This window comes from Paraburkholderia bannensis NBRC 103871 (genome assembly GCF_000685015.1).
Taxonomy (GTDB): domain Bacteria; phylum Pseudomonadota; class Gammaproteobacteria; order Burkholderiales; family Burkholderiaceae; genus Paraburkholderia; species Paraburkholderia bannensis.
Genome location: NZ_BAYA01000030.1, coordinates 1 through 17,203, shown reverse-complemented (window position 1 = coordinate 17,203; position 17,203 = coordinate 1). Strand labels below are relative to the sequence as shown.

Here is a 17,203-nt window from a genome sequence, read left to right as displayed (position 1 = left end):
CCGTTTTTCGGTGATGAAGCTGTGATGACGCCTGCAGACGGCCATTATGGCGAGCCGCGTTGCGGCGCGGGCCATTCGGCGAGCTTGTCTAACAGGTTGGATGGTTATGCAGCCGCTTGTTGCTGCTCACAATCTCACAAAGCGGCACAAAGCGGCACAAAGCGGCACAAAGCGGCTCACAACCGGTAGAACGCCGCCGCGTTGCCGCCGAAGACCGCCGCACGCTCGTGCGCGCCCAGGTGCGCGAACAGGCGTTGCGCGCTTGCGTGCCAGCGCGCGTAGTCGCCGTTCAAGTTCAGCACGGGCCAGTCGCTGCCCCACATCAGACGATTCGCGCCGAAGCTCGCGAGCAGATGCGCGATAACCGGACGCAAGGTGTCGTCGTCCCAGCCGCTTGCGGCTTCGGTCGCGAGGCCCGAGACCTTGCAGTGCGCGTTGTCGTGGCGCGCGAGACGCGTGATGGCGCGCGACCATGTTTCGAAACTGGCCGCACCGTCCTTGAGCGGCGGCTTCGCGCCATGATCGATCACCACGCGCAGCGTTGGATAGCGCGCGAGAAAGGCGTCGAGCGCGGCGGCGTGACGCGCGAAGATCAGCGCATCGAACGCCAGTCCGTGCGCGACCAGCGCCTGCACGCCGCGCGCGATATCGGCGGTGGCGATCCAGTCGTCGTCGGGCAGGTCTTGCAGCATCGGGCGCACGGCGCGCAGCTTTGGCTCGCGCGCGAGGTCGGCGATGATGTCCGGCGCACGCGCATCGTCTAGCGGCACCCAGCCGACTACGCCCGCGATCGAATCGTCGTGGCGCGCGAGGTCGAGCAGATAACGGGTTTCGTCGAGCGTTGGCGCGGCCTGCACGAGCACCGTGCGCGCCACGCCGCATGACGCGCGCAGCGGCGCGAGGTCGCCCGGCAGGAAGCGCCGATAAAGCCCGCTCAGCGACGGCGTGAGCCAGCCGTAATCGCCGCGCGACGGATCCCAGTAATGCTGATGTGCGTCGATCTGCGCGACTTCGGCGGACTCGGTGAACCCGGCGGATGCGGTCATTGCGCGACGCGTTCCATTTCCGTTACAGGCAACGGCGCACGCGCATCGATCAAACCTTCATCGCGCATCGCGAGCCAGAATTCGCGCGGCAACGGCGTCTCGAACGAGGCGGCGTTCTCGCGCAATTCCGCCGCGCTGCGCGCGCCCGTCAGCACCGTCGCCACGGCAGGATGCGCATAGGGAAACTGCAGCGCCGCCGCCGCGAGCGGCACGTCAAAGCGCCTGCACAACGCATCGAGTTGCGCCACGCGCGCCACGACTTCAGGCGGCGCGTCGCCGTAATTGAACTTGCGCTCGCCCGCCAGACCGCGCGCGAGAATGCCCGAATTGAACGCGCCGCCCAGCAGGATGCTCACGCCGCGCTCGACGCAGGCGGGCAACAGATCGTCGAGCGGCGCCTGTTCGAGCAGCGTATAGCGGCCCGCGAGCAGCGCGCAGTCGATATCGAATTCGCGCATCGCATCGAGGATCACCTCGCGCTCGTTCACACCGAAGCCAATCGCCTTCACCGCGCCCGCCGCACGCAGGTCGTCGAGCGCGCGAAAGCCACCGCCTTCGGTCAGTTGACGCCAGTAGTGTGCGTTGCGCTCGCCGTGCGTGAGCGAGCCGATGTCGTGAACCAGCAGCATGTCGATATCGACGAGACCCAGACGCTGCTGGCTGTCCTCATACGAACGCAGGATGCCGTCGCGCGTGTAGTCGTAGATCGCCTCGAAGGGCAGCGGGTTCTGCCAGCCTTCGCTGCCGTCATAGGCGTGCGTGCGCGGCACGAAGCGGCGGCCCACCTTGGTCGAGAGCACGTAGTCAGCACGCGGATAGCGCCGCAACGCAGCGCCCAGCCGGTGCTCGGCTTTGGTGTGTCCGTAATGCGGCGCGGTGTCGAAATAGCGCACGCCCGCGTCCCACGCGGCATCGACGCTGGCGTGCGCTTCTTCGTCGCTGAGGTCGCGGTAGAGCCCGCCGAGCGGCGCCGTGCCCAGGCTTAACGCGCTCACCTGAAGCGATGTGCGCCCAATGGAACGCCGATCTGCCACCTTGCTCGTCATGCGCTGGCTCTCCTCAATGCGAAGCGACGACGGGAACCGGCACGCGCGCGCTCGCAGGCAGGCACGCCGGGCCAACCGGCTCGAAAGTCTTGTACGTGAGAATGAATTCCTGGTGGCCGAGCGCTTCGGACTTCGAGCGCGCGCCGCGCGCCACGTCGAGCGTGACGTCGAACACCTCGCGCCCCACCTCCTCCAGCGTCGCGCGGCCTTCGAGAATACGGCCCGCGTCGACGTCCATGTCACCCGAAAGATTGCGGTAGGTAAGCGGGTTCGCGCACACCTTGATGACCGGCGAAAGCGCCGAACCCACCACGGAACCGCGCCCTGTCGTGAACAGGATCACGTGCGCGCCGCAGGCGATCAGTTCGGCGATTTCCGCGTTGTCGCTGATATTCGGGAATCCGAAGCGTGGTTCTCCGTCAGGCACCACGTCGAGCAGATAAAGGCCGCCTGTGGGCGGTACGTCGCCCGGCTTCACGATCCCGACAATCGGCGATGCCCCGCTCTTGGCATACGCGCCCAGCGACTTTTCTTCCTGCGTGGTGAGGCCGCCATCGGCATTGCCCACCGCGAACGAACCGTGCCCGAGGATCGAGTAATAGCGCGCCGCCTTCGCCACGCACGCGACGATTTCCTCGCCCAGTTCGGGCCGCGCCGCGCGGCTTTTCATGTGGTATTCGCAGCCCACCAGCTCGCCGGTTTCCTCGAACAGGCACGCCGCGCCCGCGTCGATGAAGCGATCGAACGCACGTCCCACGGCCGGATTCGCCGTGATGCCGCTCGTGCCGTCCGAGCCGCCGCAGATCGTGCCGACCACGAGTTCGTCCAGCCGCATCGGCACCTTCTTTTGCTGCGCGAGTTGCGCACGCGCCTCGCGCACCCAGTCCATGCCGTACTGGATCGTGCTGCGCGTGCCGCCCTTTTCCTGGATCGTCAGCACTTCCACGGGCCGGCCGCTCGCGCGCACCTGCTCCACCAGGTAGTGCTTGTTCATGCTCTCGCAGCCGAGCGATACGAACAGCACCGCGCCCACGTTCGGATGGGTGGTGAGGCGCGTCATCATCTTTTCCGCGTAGGCATTCGGATAGCAGCCCGGAAAGCCGATCAGGTGCACGCCCGGCTCGCGCGCGATGCCCGCTCCTCCCGCATCGTCGAACGCATCGAAGGGTTCGCGAAACTGCGCCACGATTTCGCGCGCCACGTGATGCGCGCATTCGACCAGATAGGCTACGGCCACCACGTTGCGAATGCCCTTGCGGCCATCGCCGCGCGGCCAGCCTTCGAGCAGCGGCGCTTCTGAAAGATTCGATTGAGTTTCGCTCATGACGTCATTCCTGCATGCGCATTAGCCGTGCGAAATGAATTCGTGGCCTGCGTCATGCGTATAGGTCGGCAGATAGTCGCTTTCGAGGTTGTGCGTGTGTAGATGCTCGCCGCGTGCGACGTCCGTTGTCACATGGCCGATGCGCGCGCCATAACGCAGCACCTTTTCGTCCTTCGTGAGCGCACGCCGCGCGAGCTTGTGCCCCAGCTCGATGGTCTTCGAAAGCGTGACGCGTTCGCCTTCGATGTCGAGCGTCTCGCCCGCGGGCAGGCGCGCCGCCGCGATCAGGCAGTTGTCGTCGGGCGCGAGCAGGATCAGGCGCGCATCGGTGCCTGCCCGCGTCGCTGACGCAGCTGGCGTGGATGGAGTGCTGACGCGATCGTTCAAGACGGGCCTCCGCGCTTCAGTTCTGGGCTTCGCCGCCCGCGAGCCGCGCCACCATCAGCGAGCCGAGGATAATCGCGCCGTAGATCGCCTGCACCCAGAACGACGGCACCTGGGCGAGCGTCAGCAGGTTCTGCACGACGCCGAGCAGCAGCACGCCCAGCAGCGCGCCGAACATCGTGCCCTTGCCGCCGTCCAGCGAAATCCCGCCGATCACCGCCGCCGCGAACACCGTGAAGATCATGCCGTTGCCCTGGTTCGCGTTGATCGCGCCCACGTAACCCGTCACTATCAAGCCGCCCAGCGCCGCCAGGATGCTGCCTAGCACGAACACGCCCCACGTGATGCGTTCGACGCGAATCCCCGCCGCACGCGCCGCATCCGGATTGCCGCCGATCGCGTAGAGCGCGCGGCCGATACGGTGATAGCGCAGCATGAAGGCCGCGAACGCGAAGGCCGCTGCCGCCAGCCACACCGAAAGCGGCAGGCCCAGCACGATGGTCGTGGCCAGCGCGAAGAACGACGACGGCATGTCGAACAGCGTACCGCCCTTGGTCGCGCCCACCAGCATGCCGCGCAGCACGATCAGCATGGCCAGCGTGACGATGAAGGCGTTCAGGCGCAGCCGCACGACGAGAAAACCGTTGACGAAGCCGATCAACGCGCCCACGGCCACGATCATTAGCAATCCTGCCAATGCCGGCCATTGCGTGCCGAATCCCGCCGACGCTGCCGGCATCACCAGCATCGCGCCCACTGCCGGTGCAATGCCCACGGTCGATTCAAGCGAGAGATCGAACTTGCCGGTGAGCACGATCAGCGATTCCGCCAGCACGACGAGCGCCAGCGCCGCCGACGCGCCGAGCACGCTGATGAGGTTCGCCTTGGTTAAAAAGCTCGGGCTTACGAAGCCGCCAATCGCCATCAGCAGCACGAGCGCAGGCAACAGCGCGAGGTCGCGCAGGCGGGCGAATTCGATGCGGGGCTTCGCACGGCGACCGGCGAGCTGGGCCGCGTCCGCGGGCGCCGCCGCGAACACCGGCGTGGGAATACTAGGCTTCATGGAGATCGACTCCTTCAATCGATGCAATCAGTTCGTGGTCTTGCCAGCCCGCTGCGAATTCCGCGACCACATTGCCGCGAAACATCACGAGCACACGGTCGCAGGTGCGCAGGTCGTCGAGTTCGCTCGACACCACGAGCACGGCCTTGCCTTCGTCGCGCACGCGGTCGACGACCGAGAGCAGCGCCTCCTTCGATTTCACGTCCACGCCCGCGGTGGGATCGATCAGCACCAGCACCTCGGGATTGCTCGCGAGCGCGCGCGCCATCACCACCTTCTGCTGGTTGCCGCCCGACAGCCCCGACACCACATGGTCGGGGCCCTGCGCAACGATGCCGAGCGCCTCGATCATGCGGCGCCCAATGAGCTGCTTTTTCGCGGGCGGCGCAAAACCCAGCCGGCCCAGCAGGCCGGCAATCGTCATCGACGCGTTTTCGGCGATCGATTGCGTGAGCACGAGCCCTTCGTGATGGCGGTCTTTCGGCACGCAGCCCACGCCATGCGCGAGCGCGTCGGGCACGTCGCCGGGCTTGAGCGCCGCCCCGTTCACGCGGATCTCGCCTTGCGTCTGCGCCGTGAGGCCTGCAACGGCCTCGCCCACGCTCGTGCGCCCGCTGCTGGTCGCGCCGGTGAGGCCGACCACCTCGCCGCGCCGCACCTGGAACGAGACGCCGCTGTAATCCGCGCCGACGATGCCGCGCACATCCAGCGCAACATTCGCATCGGCGGGCAAGGCTGCACGCGCGGCCGCGTCGGCGACATTGAGGCCGCCGCGCTCGCCCGTCATCGCCTCGATCAGGCGCTCGCGCGGCAACTCCGCCACCGGCGCGCTCACGATGTGGCGCGCGTCGCGCAGCACCGTCACCGCCTGGCAGATCTCATAGACCTCCTGCAGATGGTGCGAGATGAACAGAAAGGTCACGCCCTCGCGCTGCAATTCGTCGATGCGGCGAAACAGGCGCTTGATCTCCTCGCCGTCGAGCTGCGCCGTGGGTTCGTCGAGGATGATGAACCGCGCGCCGTACGACAGCGCCCGCGCGATTTCCACGAGCTGGCGCGCTTCCACCGTGAGGTCGCCCGCGCGCGCGTCCTCGCGCACGTCGATGCGCCAGTGATCGAGCAGCGCGCGCGCATCGCGGCGCATGGTCGTCCAGTCGATCACGCCGCGCTTCTTGGGCTGGCGATTGATGAAGAGATTCTCGGCGACCGTGAGATCGCGAATGATGGTCGAGTGTTGATAGACGCAGGCGACGCGCTCGCGCCACGCGTCGCGCTCGGCGATCGCGGGCGCGGCTTCGCCGTTGAAGCGCACGGTGCCCTCGTCCGGTTTGCGCAGGCCCGTGAGGATCGACACGAGCGTCGATTTGCCCGCGCCGTTGCGCCCCACGAGCGCATGCGATTCGCCCGCCATCACGCGCAGGCTCACGTTCGACAGCGCCGCCGTGGAGCCGAAGCGGCGCGTGATCCCGCTCGCCTCGACCACGGGCGGCAGCGCCATCGCCGCCCGCTCGCGCGACATCGCGAGCGGCGCGGCATCGGCCTGAGCCATGCTTCGATCGTGCATCTGATCGCTCATTTGACTGCTCACTTGATCGTGTTGCCCCAGAGGTTCTTGTCGTCGACGTTCTGCTTCGTCACGAGCGGCGCAGGCAACTGGTCTTCGAGCACACCGGGCTGCAACTGGATGATGTTGCTGTCGTGATCGGTCTTGCCCGGCTTGAAGGTCTTGCCCTCCAGCGAGGCCTTGATGTAATAAAGGCCGTATTTTGCGTAGAGGTCAGCCGGTTGCGAAACGGTTGCGTCGATCTCGCCCTTGCGGATTGCTTCGTATTCCTGCGGAATGCCGTCATTCGAGACGATCACGATGTGCTTTGCGTCGCCTGCCGGAAACAGCAGTTGCTTGCGGCGCAGCGTCTGCAGTGTGGGCGAAAGATACACGCCGCCCGCCTGCATATAGATCGCTTTCACATCGGGATTCGCCGTCAGCAGGCTGTCCAGCGCGCTCGCGGCCACGTCGCCCTTCCAGGCCGCCGGAATCTCCAGCAGCGAGAGATTCGGATAGTGCTTCAGGCAGGCGCGAAACGCCTCCGAGCGGTCGCGCCCGTTCACCGAAGCCAGGTCGCCCATGATCTGCACGACCTTGCCCGACTTCACGTGCTCGCCGATGTACTGACAGGCTTTTTCACCATACGCGCGGTTGTCGGCGCGCACCACCATGGCCACGGCTCCCTGCGTCGGCGCGACATCGACGGCCACGACCTTGACGTTCTTCTGCGCAGCGTTATCGAGCGCGCGGCTGATGGCGGCCGAATCGATCGGCCCCACCACAATGCCCTTCGCGCCCAGATTGATCATGTTGTTCATGTCCGTGATCTGCTGCGCGGGGTCGTTGTTCGAATTCACGGGCGCGAGGATGTCGACGCCCATTTGCTTCGCGTACACGCTCAGGTAGTTGTTGTACGACTGCCAGAACGGCGAAGTCAGCAGCGGCAGGCCGAGCCCGACCTTGCCGGGATCGGCGGCGCGCGACGTGGCGGGCGCGGCGAGTGCCGCGGCGCAGGCCGCGACGGCACAGAACGTCTTTGCGAAGGCGCGCGCGCGGCGCGATGGAATGGAGCGGCGGGCGGCTGGGTGCCCGGATGCGAACGCCATGACTGTCTCCTGTCGACGCTGATTTCGTCGGTTCTTTCGTTGTGGAACCATCCGTATGCGCCGCGCCCGCGTGATCGGGCCAACTCGCAGGCAAATTCGCCGGCAAATTCGCAAGCAAAGCACGCCAGCGGCGCTGCAACTGCTCTTTCCTTTTCAGACGATGCTGGTGTATGTTCACCAGTGAACCTATTATTCATATACGCACGACACAAGGTCAAGGAATGTGCGCTGCAACAACCGTCCGTGATTTCCCTGGGGCGTCGGGGGGCATCGCGGGCGCGCATAAAATCCGCCGCGCGCACGCAACAGGAAGGGAAGAATGAAAACGAAAGAAGCGCAGGAACCCGAAGACCGCGACGACAAAGACGACAAGGACGATGGCGACCGCTACCGCGCGCCCGCGCTCGACAAGGGGCTCGACATCCTGGAACTGCTGGCCGAGCAGCGCGGCGGCCTCACGCGCGCCGAAATCACCAAGGCGCTCGGGCGCAACGCGAGCGAGATCTACCGGATGCTGGAGCGGCTCGTGGCGCGCCAGTACGTGATGCGCTCGGAAGCCGGCGACCGTTACGCGCTCAGTCTCAAGCTCTTTGCGCTCGCGCACCGTCACCCGCCGATGGAACGCCTGATCGCCGAGGCGCTGCCGCTCATGCAGCGCTTCGCCAACGACGCCGAGCAGTCGTGCCACCTGGCCGTGTACGACCGCGGCAACCTGCTGGTGATCGCGCAGGTGGACGGGCCGGGCACGTGGGGCATCGCGGTGCGGCTGGGTTCGCGCGTGGGTCTCGTCGACACGAGTTCGGGGCGCACGATCCTCGCATATCAAAGCGCGGAGCAGCGCGCGCACATGCTCGCGGAACACACCAAGGTAAAAGGCGAAGTCGCCATCGACCACGCCGCGCTGGAAAGCGCGTGCGAGCAGATCCGGGCGGCGGGGTTTTCGCGCAAGGACAGCCAGCAGATTTTCGGCGTGACCGATGTGACGCTGCCGGTGCTCGGGCCGTCGGGGCAGGCCATCGCGGCGCTGACCTGCCCGTTTCTCAAGCGCATCGACGATTACGTCGCGCCGTCGCTGGAGGACGCGACGCAGATGCTGGCGCAGACGGTGCAGGAACTGTCGATGTTTCGGGAGGGGGAGGCGCAGTGGTCTTAAGGGTCAGTCGTTGCGCTTTTATTGCGCGACGACCGGCCCCTCGCCCCCCTCCACCTCGCGCCTGACGATCGCCACGAAAAGCTGCTCCAGGTCGCGCGTGAAGCGCGCCGTATCGAACAACGGCGCCTCGCGCCTTGCCTGCGCAAGGCGCTTGCGAACCTGCGCGTGCCACGCCGGATCGCTCGCCAGCGCGAGCGCGATCTGAAAGTAGTTGTCGAGGTCGCGTGCAATCAGTTCGTCGAGCCCCATCGCATGCAACAGGCTCGCGCCCACTCGCCCCGCGAACAGCGCACCAGGCGCCGACACCATCGGCACGCCCGCCCACAGCACGTCGCTGCCCGTGGTATGCGAGCCGGTCGGCAGCGTATCCAGCGCAAGATCGGCGAGTTGCAGCCGGGCGAGATGCGCCGGCTGCGCAAGACGTGGCGCGAAGATCACACGCTCGCGCGCCACGCCTTGCGTTTCGAAGAACGCATGCAGATTCTCCCTCGTCCGTTCGCTGCCGGGGTCGAGCAGCCAGAGCACGCTTGCCGCCGTGGCGTTCAGCAGCCGCGCCCAGATCGTCGCCATCTGCGCATTGAGCTTGAACGTCTGGTTGAAGCTGCAGAACACGAAGCCGTGCTCGGGCAGGCCTGCGGCGGCGCGCGTGGGCGGCGGCGGATCGAGTTCGCGCCGATGATCGTTCGGTTGATAGCAATGCGGCATGAGCGCGAGCGTTTCGCTGTAGTTCGACGCGGCGGCGGGCGGCGTCACCACGGCGTCGCCGATGAGGTAGTCCGCCAGCCGCGGCGCGCCCAGCGAGCCCGGATAGCCCAGCCAGCTCACGATCACGGGCGCGGGCCGCAGCGCCGTGATGCCAAGCCGCGTATCCGTCGTATAGCCCTTCAGGTCGACGAGCAGATGAATGCCGTCGTGCGCGATTCGCGCGGCGGCCTGCGCGTCGGTCAGGCCGCCAATCGCATGGAAGGTGGCGGGCAGCGCCGCGAGCCGCGCCTGCCAGAATGCGTCGGGCGCGTGCTTTCCATAGGAATACAGATGAATATCGAAGCGCGCGGCGTCGTGCAGCTCCAGCACGCCCGCCAGCAGTCGCAGCGTGGCGTGCTCGTGGAAATCGGCTGACAGATAGCCGATGCGCAAGCGTGCGCCGTTGCCGCACGCAGCCAGCGCTTCGGCGAGGCCCGCACCGCGCGCGACCAGCGGCGCCGCCGCCAGCTCGCCGCGCCAGCGCGTTTCGGCAAAGCGCCGCCCGGCTTCCCGATGCAGCCCCGGCGTGAGCGCCGGAATGCCGAGCAGTCCCCACGGCGTGAGGTGCTCTGCCGTGCCCGAGGCCACCATCTCCAGCGCCGCCCGATCGATCCGGTCAAGATCGCGCCAGTGCGCGACGCAGCGCCGCACATACTGCGCCGACTCCCAGCGCTTGCCCATGCAATACGCTTCGTCGGCTTCGTCCAGCCGGTTCAGGCGCTCCAGCAAGCCGCCGTAGCTCTGCCACAGACGCGTTGCCTTCGGATCGAGTTCGAGGGCCTTGCGCAAGCTCGCCTCGGCGGCTTCGAACTGGCCCGCGTCCTGCTGCAGCATGGCGAGATTGCCGTACGCAAGCGCATAGGCGGGATCGGCTTCGATGGCCGCGCGATAGGCGGCTTCGGCGTGAACGGCATCGTTGCGCTTCTTGAGCAGGTTGCCGAGGTTGTTGAAGAGGCGCGCTTCGCGCATGCCCAGGTTGATCGCGCGCGAGTACGCGGCGATGGCTTCGTCGTCGCGGCCTTGCCAGAGCAGCGTCCACGCGAGATCGCGCTGGCGTTCGCCGCTGTCGCCCAACGACAGCGCCCGGCGCATCGCCGCTTCGCCCTGCGCGAACTGCTGCTGGCGCGCGAGCGTCACGCCTAGCTGGTGCCAGGCCCCGGCATGGTTCGGGTCGAGCGCCACGATCTCGCGAAAGAGCGCTTCGGCGAGCGTGTATTGGTCGGCGTTCAGGCGATCGATGCCACGCTTGAGCAGATCGGCGGAACGGGAAGCGATAGTGGGGCGGGAAATTTTCATGCCCCGATCATAGGAAGCCGAATGGGGCGCGAACATCAGAACGTTCCTGGTTTGGCGCGGCATGCGCACCCGACCCTGCACCCAATGTGACCCGCCGATGCGGCACTCAATCGCGATGCTTCGGCAACTGGAAGCGCGCAGCGCAAACCGGTTAAAATGGCGGCCCTCTCAAATTCCGTCCGGCGCGCGACGCATGCCGGACGCGCACGCATACCTCATGGCGAAACTTCTCACCGATCACGAATTCCAGCGCTTTTCCGAGCTTCAGCAGAAACAGGCGAGCTTCACGATTTCGGCCGAGGAAGCCGACGAGCTGCGCGACATCGTCGCGCGCGCGCAGAAAAAGCGCGACGACCGCGCCGACGCAATGAAGACCGTCGAAACCGCCATCGCGCAATTCGAGATCACGCCCGACGAGCTGTTTTCGGCCGAGCAGATCGCTGAAGCCGCGCGCAATTTCGGCCTGATCCCGGCCACGCGCAAGGAGCGCGTGCTGCCGCCGTCGCTGACCTTCAACGGCAAGACGCATCAGTGGACGACGCGCGCGCTGCCGGAAGAAATCCGCACGCCGCTGTTCGAGGCGTTCCAGGGCGGCCAGTCGATCAAGACCTTCATCGCCACGCCCAAGGACGCCGCGCGCTGCGCCGCGACCATCGCGCGCCTGGAGAAGGAAACCGGCGCGCAGTACGCCGAAGACTGGCTCGAAGAGCTGTCGGTCACGCGCGCACAGGTCGATGACGCGCTGGCGAAGATCGCCGCTTAAGCCCCCCCAAGCCGCACCCGATGCCGCCCGACACTCAGTCGAGCGGCATCCTGAATCCCACCACGCCCGGATCGTCCGTCGGCGTCACCGTAAAGCCCATCGCCCGCGCGAGGCCGATCATCGGCCCATTCTCGCGCAGCGCCTCGCCCAGCAGCCAATGCGTGCCGCGCGAGCGCGCGTAGGCGATGATGCGCTCCATCAGCAGGCGGCCCAGCCCGCGACCCTTGAGCGTGGACAGAATCGCCACGGCGAATTCGGCGGTCTCGTTGTCCGGGTCGGACACCGCACGCGCCACGCCCAGCGTGCGTGGCTTGCCGTCCTCGCCCACCACGCTCGCGATGAGCGCCATCTCCCGGTCATAGTCGATCTGCGTCATGCGCGCGAGCTGCGAATGGTCGAAGCTGCGTACCGCCGAGAAAAACCGCAAGCGCAAATCGTCGGGCGTCATCGACTCGACGAAGGCGCGGTGCATTTCCTCGTCCTCGGGCCGGATCGGGCGAATCGTCAAACGCTCGCCGTGCCAGTCGATGGTCTCTTCCAGGCGGCGCGGGTACGGCATGATCGCGAAGCGGCTGCGCTTTTCGGCCAGCTTGACGCGCGGCGCGGCCAGCGCGACGCCGCCGGGCCGCACGCGCAGCGTCAAATGCATGCCGACGATCTCGCGCACCTCGCACACCGTCTGCGACAGTTCCGTGAGCGCGCGCAGCGCCGGCTCGGGCGCGACGCGCCGCGCGTAGGGCGACTGCGCGATGATGTCGCGCGAGAGCACCGGGTTGAGCGGCGGCAGGCTATAGACGCGCAGCGGCGGCGAAAAGCCATCCGGCGACGGCGCGGCGAAGCGGAACACGGGGCCGAAGTTGTCGTCGTCGCGAAACTCCACGCTTACGTCCACGATGGTGTCGGGCGGCGCGGGCTCGTCCACCGTCTCCAGCCCAAACGCGGCGAACAGGCGCGCCGCCTCCTCGCCTTCCAGCGTGTCGCGCCCCGCCGCCAGCGCCGCGCGCGCGACGCCCTGCGCCGCCTCGATCGCCGCCGCGCCCTGGGCGGGCGAGCTTTCGGGCGTCTGCATCAGCAACTGGCGGCCCAGCCGGTAATCGACCAGACGCGCGAAGGCGCGCGCGAGACGGCGCGGCGTCGTGTGCACCGGAATGCCGTGCGCGTGCAGCGCGTCGCGCGTGGCGTCGTCCACGCCGCCGAAAAAGCACGCCAGCATGCCGCGATACGCAAATTGCTGATGCTCGATCAGCACGCGCGCAACGGCATTCACCGGCGCGCTGTGGGTGGGCGCATGCACGACGAAGGCCGTGCCGCTAGAGCGCTGCGAAGCCAGCGTTTCCAGCGCCTGGCCGAAGTGCTCGGGCCTGGCCGTATCGCCAAGCACGAGCGGATTGCCCGCCTGCGCGTGCGGCAACGCGGCCTCCACGGCGGCGCGGGTTTCGTCGCTCCATTGCGCCAGCGTGTCGCCGGCCTTGTTGAAGGCGTCGCGCGCGAGCGTCGCCACGCCGCGGTCGCTCGTGATGAGCGTGGCCGTATCGCTGGCGGCCACGCGGCCCACGCCGAGGGTTTCGATTTCGTCGAGCAGATCGTCGAGCGTATCGACGCGCACGAGGCCCGCGCGCCGGAACGCCGCCGTATAGAGCGCGTCGCCGGGCTCGTCGCGGCCGCTACGCAGCGCGAGCACCGGCTTGTTGCGCGCCGCCGCGCGCGCCGCCGACATGAACTTGCGCGCCGCGCTGATGCTGTCGACTTCGAGCAGGATCGCGCGCGTCGAGGGATCGCTCGCCAGATAGTCGAGCACGTCGCCGACGTCGATATCGGCTTCATCGCCCAGCGCGACCGCATGCGAGAAGCCAAGGCCGCGCGCGTCAGCCCAGCGCAGCACGGCATTGGTGAGCGCGTTGGACTGCGAGACCCAGGCCACGCCGCCCTTGCGTGCAACCGTCGCGGCCGCGCCCAGTTGCGCGTTGAGCGCGGGCGTAAGCGCCCCCAGGCTCCCCGGCCCGAGCAGCCGCAGCAGGTGCGGGCGCGCCGCCGCCAGTGCGTGGCGCAGGTCGGCGCGATCTTCCTCGCTGCGCACCTCGCCGACGATGATCGCCGCGCGCGTGCCCATGCCGCCCAGCCGGTGCACGAGCGCGGGCCAGGTGGAGGGCCGCGTGCAGATGATCGCGACGCTGGGCGCTTCGGGCAGGTCGCCCGCATCGGCCAGCACGAGGTGCTCGTCGAAATCGTCGGATTGGCCTGCGTGACGCGGGTTCACGGCCCACAGCGGCCCCGCGAAGCCGCCTTCGATCAGGCGCTGCCAGACCATCTGGCCAATGCTGCCCTCGCGCTGCGAAGCGCCGATCACGGCAACGGACTTCGGCTGGAATATCGCGTCGAGATTGCGTACGGTCACTGCCCCTCCTCGCTCTTTTCAATGCGGGCGCTGCGCGCATCGAAGCGCCGCCCGCCGTGACGATGAGGATAGGCGAATCGGCCTCTGGATGCGTGGATATCGCCGCCAGCCGGGGCGCCTGGAGCGGCGGCATAAAGCCACGTGGGGGCCGCACGACGCCACGCGTGCCGCATCGGCACCCACGGCGACGTCATGCGGAACCGGAAAACGTTACCGGTATCGAACCCCGCGCCGCAGCGCATCTGTTGCAAAACCGCAGTCTTCTGACGCGATCATTCTGACAACACTTTTTCATCGTAAAATGCGCCAGCCGCCGGGATGTAACGGCGTAGCGCTTTTACGCCCGCGATGCACGTCGATCTTCTCACCCTATATTTCCTCGCGATCGGAACCCTGCTCGCCAGTTCCGCGATGACCCTTTGGGAGCATCGCACTCATCCTGGCCGCAGCAAGGAACTCAAAATACTCGCCGCCGGATACACCACGCTCGCCATTGGCTGCGTGGGCATCATCTATCGCTTTGCGTTGCCCTGGGTGTGGGGCTCCGCGCTAAGCAATCTCGTCATGCTGTGCGGCTACCTGCTGATCGCCCACGGCGTCGCGACGATGAACGGGCGGCGCTACGGGCTCGCGTCCGCGCTCATCCTCGCCGCGCAGGCGCTGGCCTGGGTGATTTCGGGCACGCGCTGGCTCGACGTGATGTGGATGTATGTGACGGCGGTTCCGTTGTCGCTGGCTTCCGCGATGGCCGCGCGCGAGCTGCTGCGCGGCGACGGCCGCAAGTGGGGCCACGCGCGCAATATCGCCGTGCTGGTGACGGGCGCCCATGCGACGCTCTACGCGTTTCGCGCGCTGGTGCTGCCGTGGCTCGCCGCGCGCTATGGCCACGCCATCCTGCCGACGCTCAGCAAGATCACGATGTACGAAGGCGTGCTCTATTCCGTCGTGCTGCCGATGACGCTGCTGCGCCTCGTGCGCGAAGAAACGCACAGCCAGCTTTTGCAGGAATCCCAAACGGATTACCTGACGCGACTGGGCAACCGCCGCTGGTTCTTCGAAGAAGGCGCGCGCGTGCTGCGCCACGCGGGCAACAACACGCCGGTTTCGCTGCTGGCATTCGACCTCGATCGCTTCAAGGCGATCAACGACCGCTACGGCCACAAGACCGGCGACGAGGTGCTGAAATCGTTCTCGGCGATTGCACGCGGCGTGGTCGGGCCGCAGGCGCTGCTCGCACGCATCGGCGGCGAGGAATTCGCCGCGTTGCTGCCCGATCTGGAAAGCGCGCCCGCTCAGGCCATGGGCGAGCTGATCGTGCGGCGTTTCGAGCAGGCGGCCGCGCACGGCATCGACGGCGTCGGGATGCGCACGACGGTCAGCATCGGCCTCGCGTGCAAGGAGGCGTCCGGTGCGACGCTCGCCGACCTGCTCGCCGCTGCCGACAAGGCGCTCTATCGCGCGAAATCGCTGGGCGGCAACCGCCTGGTGCACGCCGACGGCGATGTCGATACGGACGAGCAAGCCACGCACGCCTGAAACGGCGAAAGCGCAAAAAAAAACGGGCCGCGGGTCAAAAACCCGCGGCCCGTTTTGCGTCCGGCACGCCCGTTGTCTTTACATCGACTTGCGGAACGGCGCGCCCGAGTGCTCGCGCAGTTCGTTGAAGACGATCTTCGGCCAGGCCTTCTGCGCGACTTCAATCTCAGAGATGTGCGAAGCCAGGTAGGTCGGCGCGTTCGACGCGTCGTAAGCCATGCGCGCTTCGTACGAATCGGTGAAGCGGCGCAGCTCGACCGGATCGTCGCAGGTGACCCAACGCGAGAGGCGATAGCGTGCCGGCATCAGGCGCACGGCCACCTTGTACTCGGCCGACAGGCGGTGCGAGACCACTTCGAACTGCAGTTGGCCGACCGCGCCCAGGATCGTCGCGCCGCCGTGGATCGGGCGGAACACCTGGATCGCGCCTTCTTCGCCAAGCTGCTTGAGCGCTTCGCCCAGTTGCTTCGCGCGCATCGGATCGACGACTTCGACGGCCTGGAAAATTTCCGGCGCGAAGAACGGCAGGCCGGTGAATTGCAGGTCTTCGCCTTCGGTCAGCGTGTCGCCCAGGCTCAAGGTGCCGTGATTAGGAATGCCGATGATGTCGCCAGGGTACGCCTCGGCCACGGTTTCGCGGCGCTGCGACAGGAAGCTCACCACGTTGTTGGCGCGGAAGGTCTTGTTGTTGCGCGTGACCTTGAGCTGCATGCCGCGCTCGAAATGGCCCGAGCACACGCGAATGAACGCCACACGGTCGCGGTGCGCGAGATCCATGTTGGCCTGCACCTTGAACACGACGCCGGTGAACTTGGCTTCGTCCGGCGCGACGGCGCGCTGCACGGCCATGCGCGGCGACGGTGCCGGCGCGAGGTCGACCAGCGCGTCCAGAATTTCCTTCACGCCGAAGTTGTTGATCGCCGAACCGAACAGCACCGGCGACTGCTCGCCCTTGAGGAACGCTTCGCGATCGAACGTGGGCGTCGCGCCCGTGATCAGCTCGACTTCTTCCTTGGTGCGCTTCCAGTGGTAGCCGAAACGCGCTTCGCCATCGGCGTCGCTGATGTTCTGGAGCGTTTCCACCACGCCGCCAAGCGACTGCTCGCCCGCGCGGAACACCCGCACCTGGTCGCGCTGGATGTCGTAGACGCCCTGGAATTCCTTGCCCATGCCGATCGGCCAGGTGAACGGCACCGCCGCCACGCCAAGGTGCTGCTCGATTTCGTCGAGCAGGTCGAGCGGCTCGCGCACTTCGCGGTCGAGCTTGTTGATGAACGTAAGAATGGGCGTCTTGCGGCTGCGGCAGACTTCGAGCAGCTTGAGCGTCTGCGCTTCCACGCCGTTCGCGCCGTCGATCACCATGACGGCCGCGTCCACTGCGGTCAGCACACGATAGGTGTCTTCCGAGAAGTCCTCGTGGCCCGGCGTATCGAGCAGGTTGATGACGGCGTCGCCGTACTCGAACTGCATGACCGAGCTGGCGACCGAAATGCCGCGCTGCTTTTCAATCTCCATCCAGTCGGAGGTCGCGAAGCGGCCGCTTTTCTTGCCCTTCACGGTACCGGCAATCTGGATCGCGCCCGAAAACAGCAGCAGCTTTTCGGTGAGCGTGGTCTTACCCGCGTCCGGGTGAGAAATGACCGCGAACGTGCGGCGGCGTCTGAGTTCGGCAACTGACATGGATGGAGCGGGTATCACAGATGAATTCGGGCAACCGGCCGCGCGGCGGGGGTTGCGGGTGTGGCCGGCGCATCGGCGGCGACCGGCCCGGCGGCCAGCGCGGCGGCAGGCCGGCTGCGGC

General features: G+C 67.1%; 13 protein-coding genes. 3 read left to right on the top strand and 10 right to left on the bottom strand.

The window, feature by feature from the left end:
* Positions 1-176: 176 nt before the first annotated feature.
* From BBA01S_RS31430 to BBA01S_RS31400, 7 genes are all read right to left on the bottom strand, one after another.
* Complete coding sequence (locus BBA01S_RS31430; protein ID WP_042298226.1) at positions 177-1,046, bottom strand: amidohydrolase family protein; 870 nt, start codon at positions 1,044-1,046, stop codon at positions 177-179.
* Positions 1,043-2,092 carry an aldo/keto reductase gene (locus BBA01S_RS31425; RefSeq protein ID WP_027819908.1) on the bottom strand — a complete coding sequence of 350 codons (1,050 nt, stop codon included), beginning with the start codon at positions 2,090-2,092 and terminating at the stop codon, positions 1,043-1,045. The genes BBA01S_RS31430 and BBA01S_RS31425 overlap by 4 nt, the downstream gene beginning before the upstream one ends.
* 13 nt (positions 2,093-2,105) lie before the next feature.
* Positions 2,106-3,416 (bottom strand): UxaA family hydrolase, encoded by a 1,311-nt coding sequence (locus tag BBA01S_RS31420; RefSeq protein WP_027819907.1) that lies wholly within the window; start codon positions 3,414-3,416, stop codon positions 2,106-2,108.
* Positions 3,417-3,437: 21 nt separating this feature from the next.
* Positions 3,438-3,803, bottom strand: a complete 366-nt coding sequence (locus tag BBA01S_RS31415; protein ID WP_042298225.1) for a UxaA family hydrolase — start codon at positions 3,801-3,803, stop codon at positions 3,438-3,440.
* Positions 3,804-3,819: 16 nt separating this feature from the next.
* The gene (locus BBA01S_RS31410; RefSeq protein WP_027819905.1) at positions 3,820-4,863 is read right to left on the bottom strand and encodes an ABC transporter permease; all 1,044 of its coding nucleotides are present in this window, start codon (positions 4,861-4,863) and stop codon (positions 3,820-3,822) included.
* Complete coding sequence (locus BBA01S_RS31405) at positions 4,853-6,382, bottom strand: sugar ABC transporter ATP-binding protein (protein ID WP_027819904.1); 1,530 nt, start codon at positions 6,380-6,382, stop codon at positions 4,853-4,855. Before BBA01S_RS31405 ends, BBA01S_RS31410 begins: the two co-directional genes overlap by 11 nt.
* Before the next feature lie 65 nt (positions 6,383-6,447).
* Positions 6,448-7,515, bottom strand: a complete 1,068-nt coding sequence (locus BBA01S_RS31400) for a sugar ABC transporter substrate-binding protein (protein ID WP_027819903.1) — start codon at positions 7,513-7,515, stop codon at positions 6,448-6,450.
* A 319-nt stretch (positions 7,516-7,834) separates the two neighbouring features.
* Here BBA01S_RS31400 and BBA01S_RS43615 point away from each other — a divergent pair, with 319 nt between their 5' ends.
* Complete coding sequence (locus BBA01S_RS43615; RefSeq protein ID WP_042298224.1) at positions 7,835-8,668, top strand: IclR family transcriptional regulator; 834 nt, start codon at positions 7,835-7,837, stop codon at positions 8,666-8,668.
* Between the two features lie 18 nt (positions 8,669-8,686).
* Here the strand turns inward: BBA01S_RS43615 and BBA01S_RS43610 are convergent, their stop codons facing one another.
* Complete coding sequence (locus tag BBA01S_RS43610) at positions 8,687-10,708, bottom strand: O-linked N-acetylglucosamine transferase, SPINDLY family protein (RefSeq protein WP_167336061.1); 2,022 nt, start codon at positions 10,706-10,708, stop codon at positions 8,687-8,689.
* Positions 10,709-10,925: 217 nt separating this feature from the next.
* Here BBA01S_RS43610 and BBA01S_RS31385 point away from each other — a divergent pair, with 217 nt between their 5' ends.
* Positions 10,926-11,471, top strand: coding sequence for a hypothetical protein (locus BBA01S_RS31385; protein WP_027819902.1), 546 nt, complete (start codon positions 10,926-10,928; stop codon positions 11,469-11,471).
* Between the two features lie 34 nt (positions 11,472-11,505).
* On the opposite strand, the gene BBA01S_RS31380 is transcribed toward BBA01S_RS31385, so the two are convergent.
* Positions 11,506-13,866: a bifunctional acetate--CoA ligase family protein/GNAT family N-acetyltransferase gene (locus tag BBA01S_RS31380; protein ID WP_027819901.1), complete on the bottom strand. Its 2,361-nt coding sequence runs from the start codon at positions 13,864-13,866 to the stop codon at positions 11,506-11,508.
* A gap of 348 nt (positions 13,867-14,214) precedes the next feature.
* Between BBA01S_RS31380 and BBA01S_RS43605 the strand changes: the two genes are divergently transcribed.
* Positions 14,215-15,402 (top strand): GGDEF domain-containing protein, encoded by a 1,188-nt coding sequence (locus BBA01S_RS43605; protein ID WP_042298223.1) that lies wholly within the window; start codon positions 14,215-14,217, stop codon positions 15,400-15,402.
* A 78-nt stretch (positions 15,403-15,480) separates the two neighbouring features.
* On the opposite strand, the gene BBA01S_RS31370 is transcribed toward BBA01S_RS43605, so the two are convergent.
* Positions 15,481-17,082, bottom strand: coding sequence for a peptide chain release factor 3 (locus BBA01S_RS31370; protein WP_027819900.1), 1,602 nt, complete (start codon positions 17,080-17,082; stop codon positions 15,481-15,483).
* Positions 17,083-17,203: the final 121 nt, after the last annotated feature.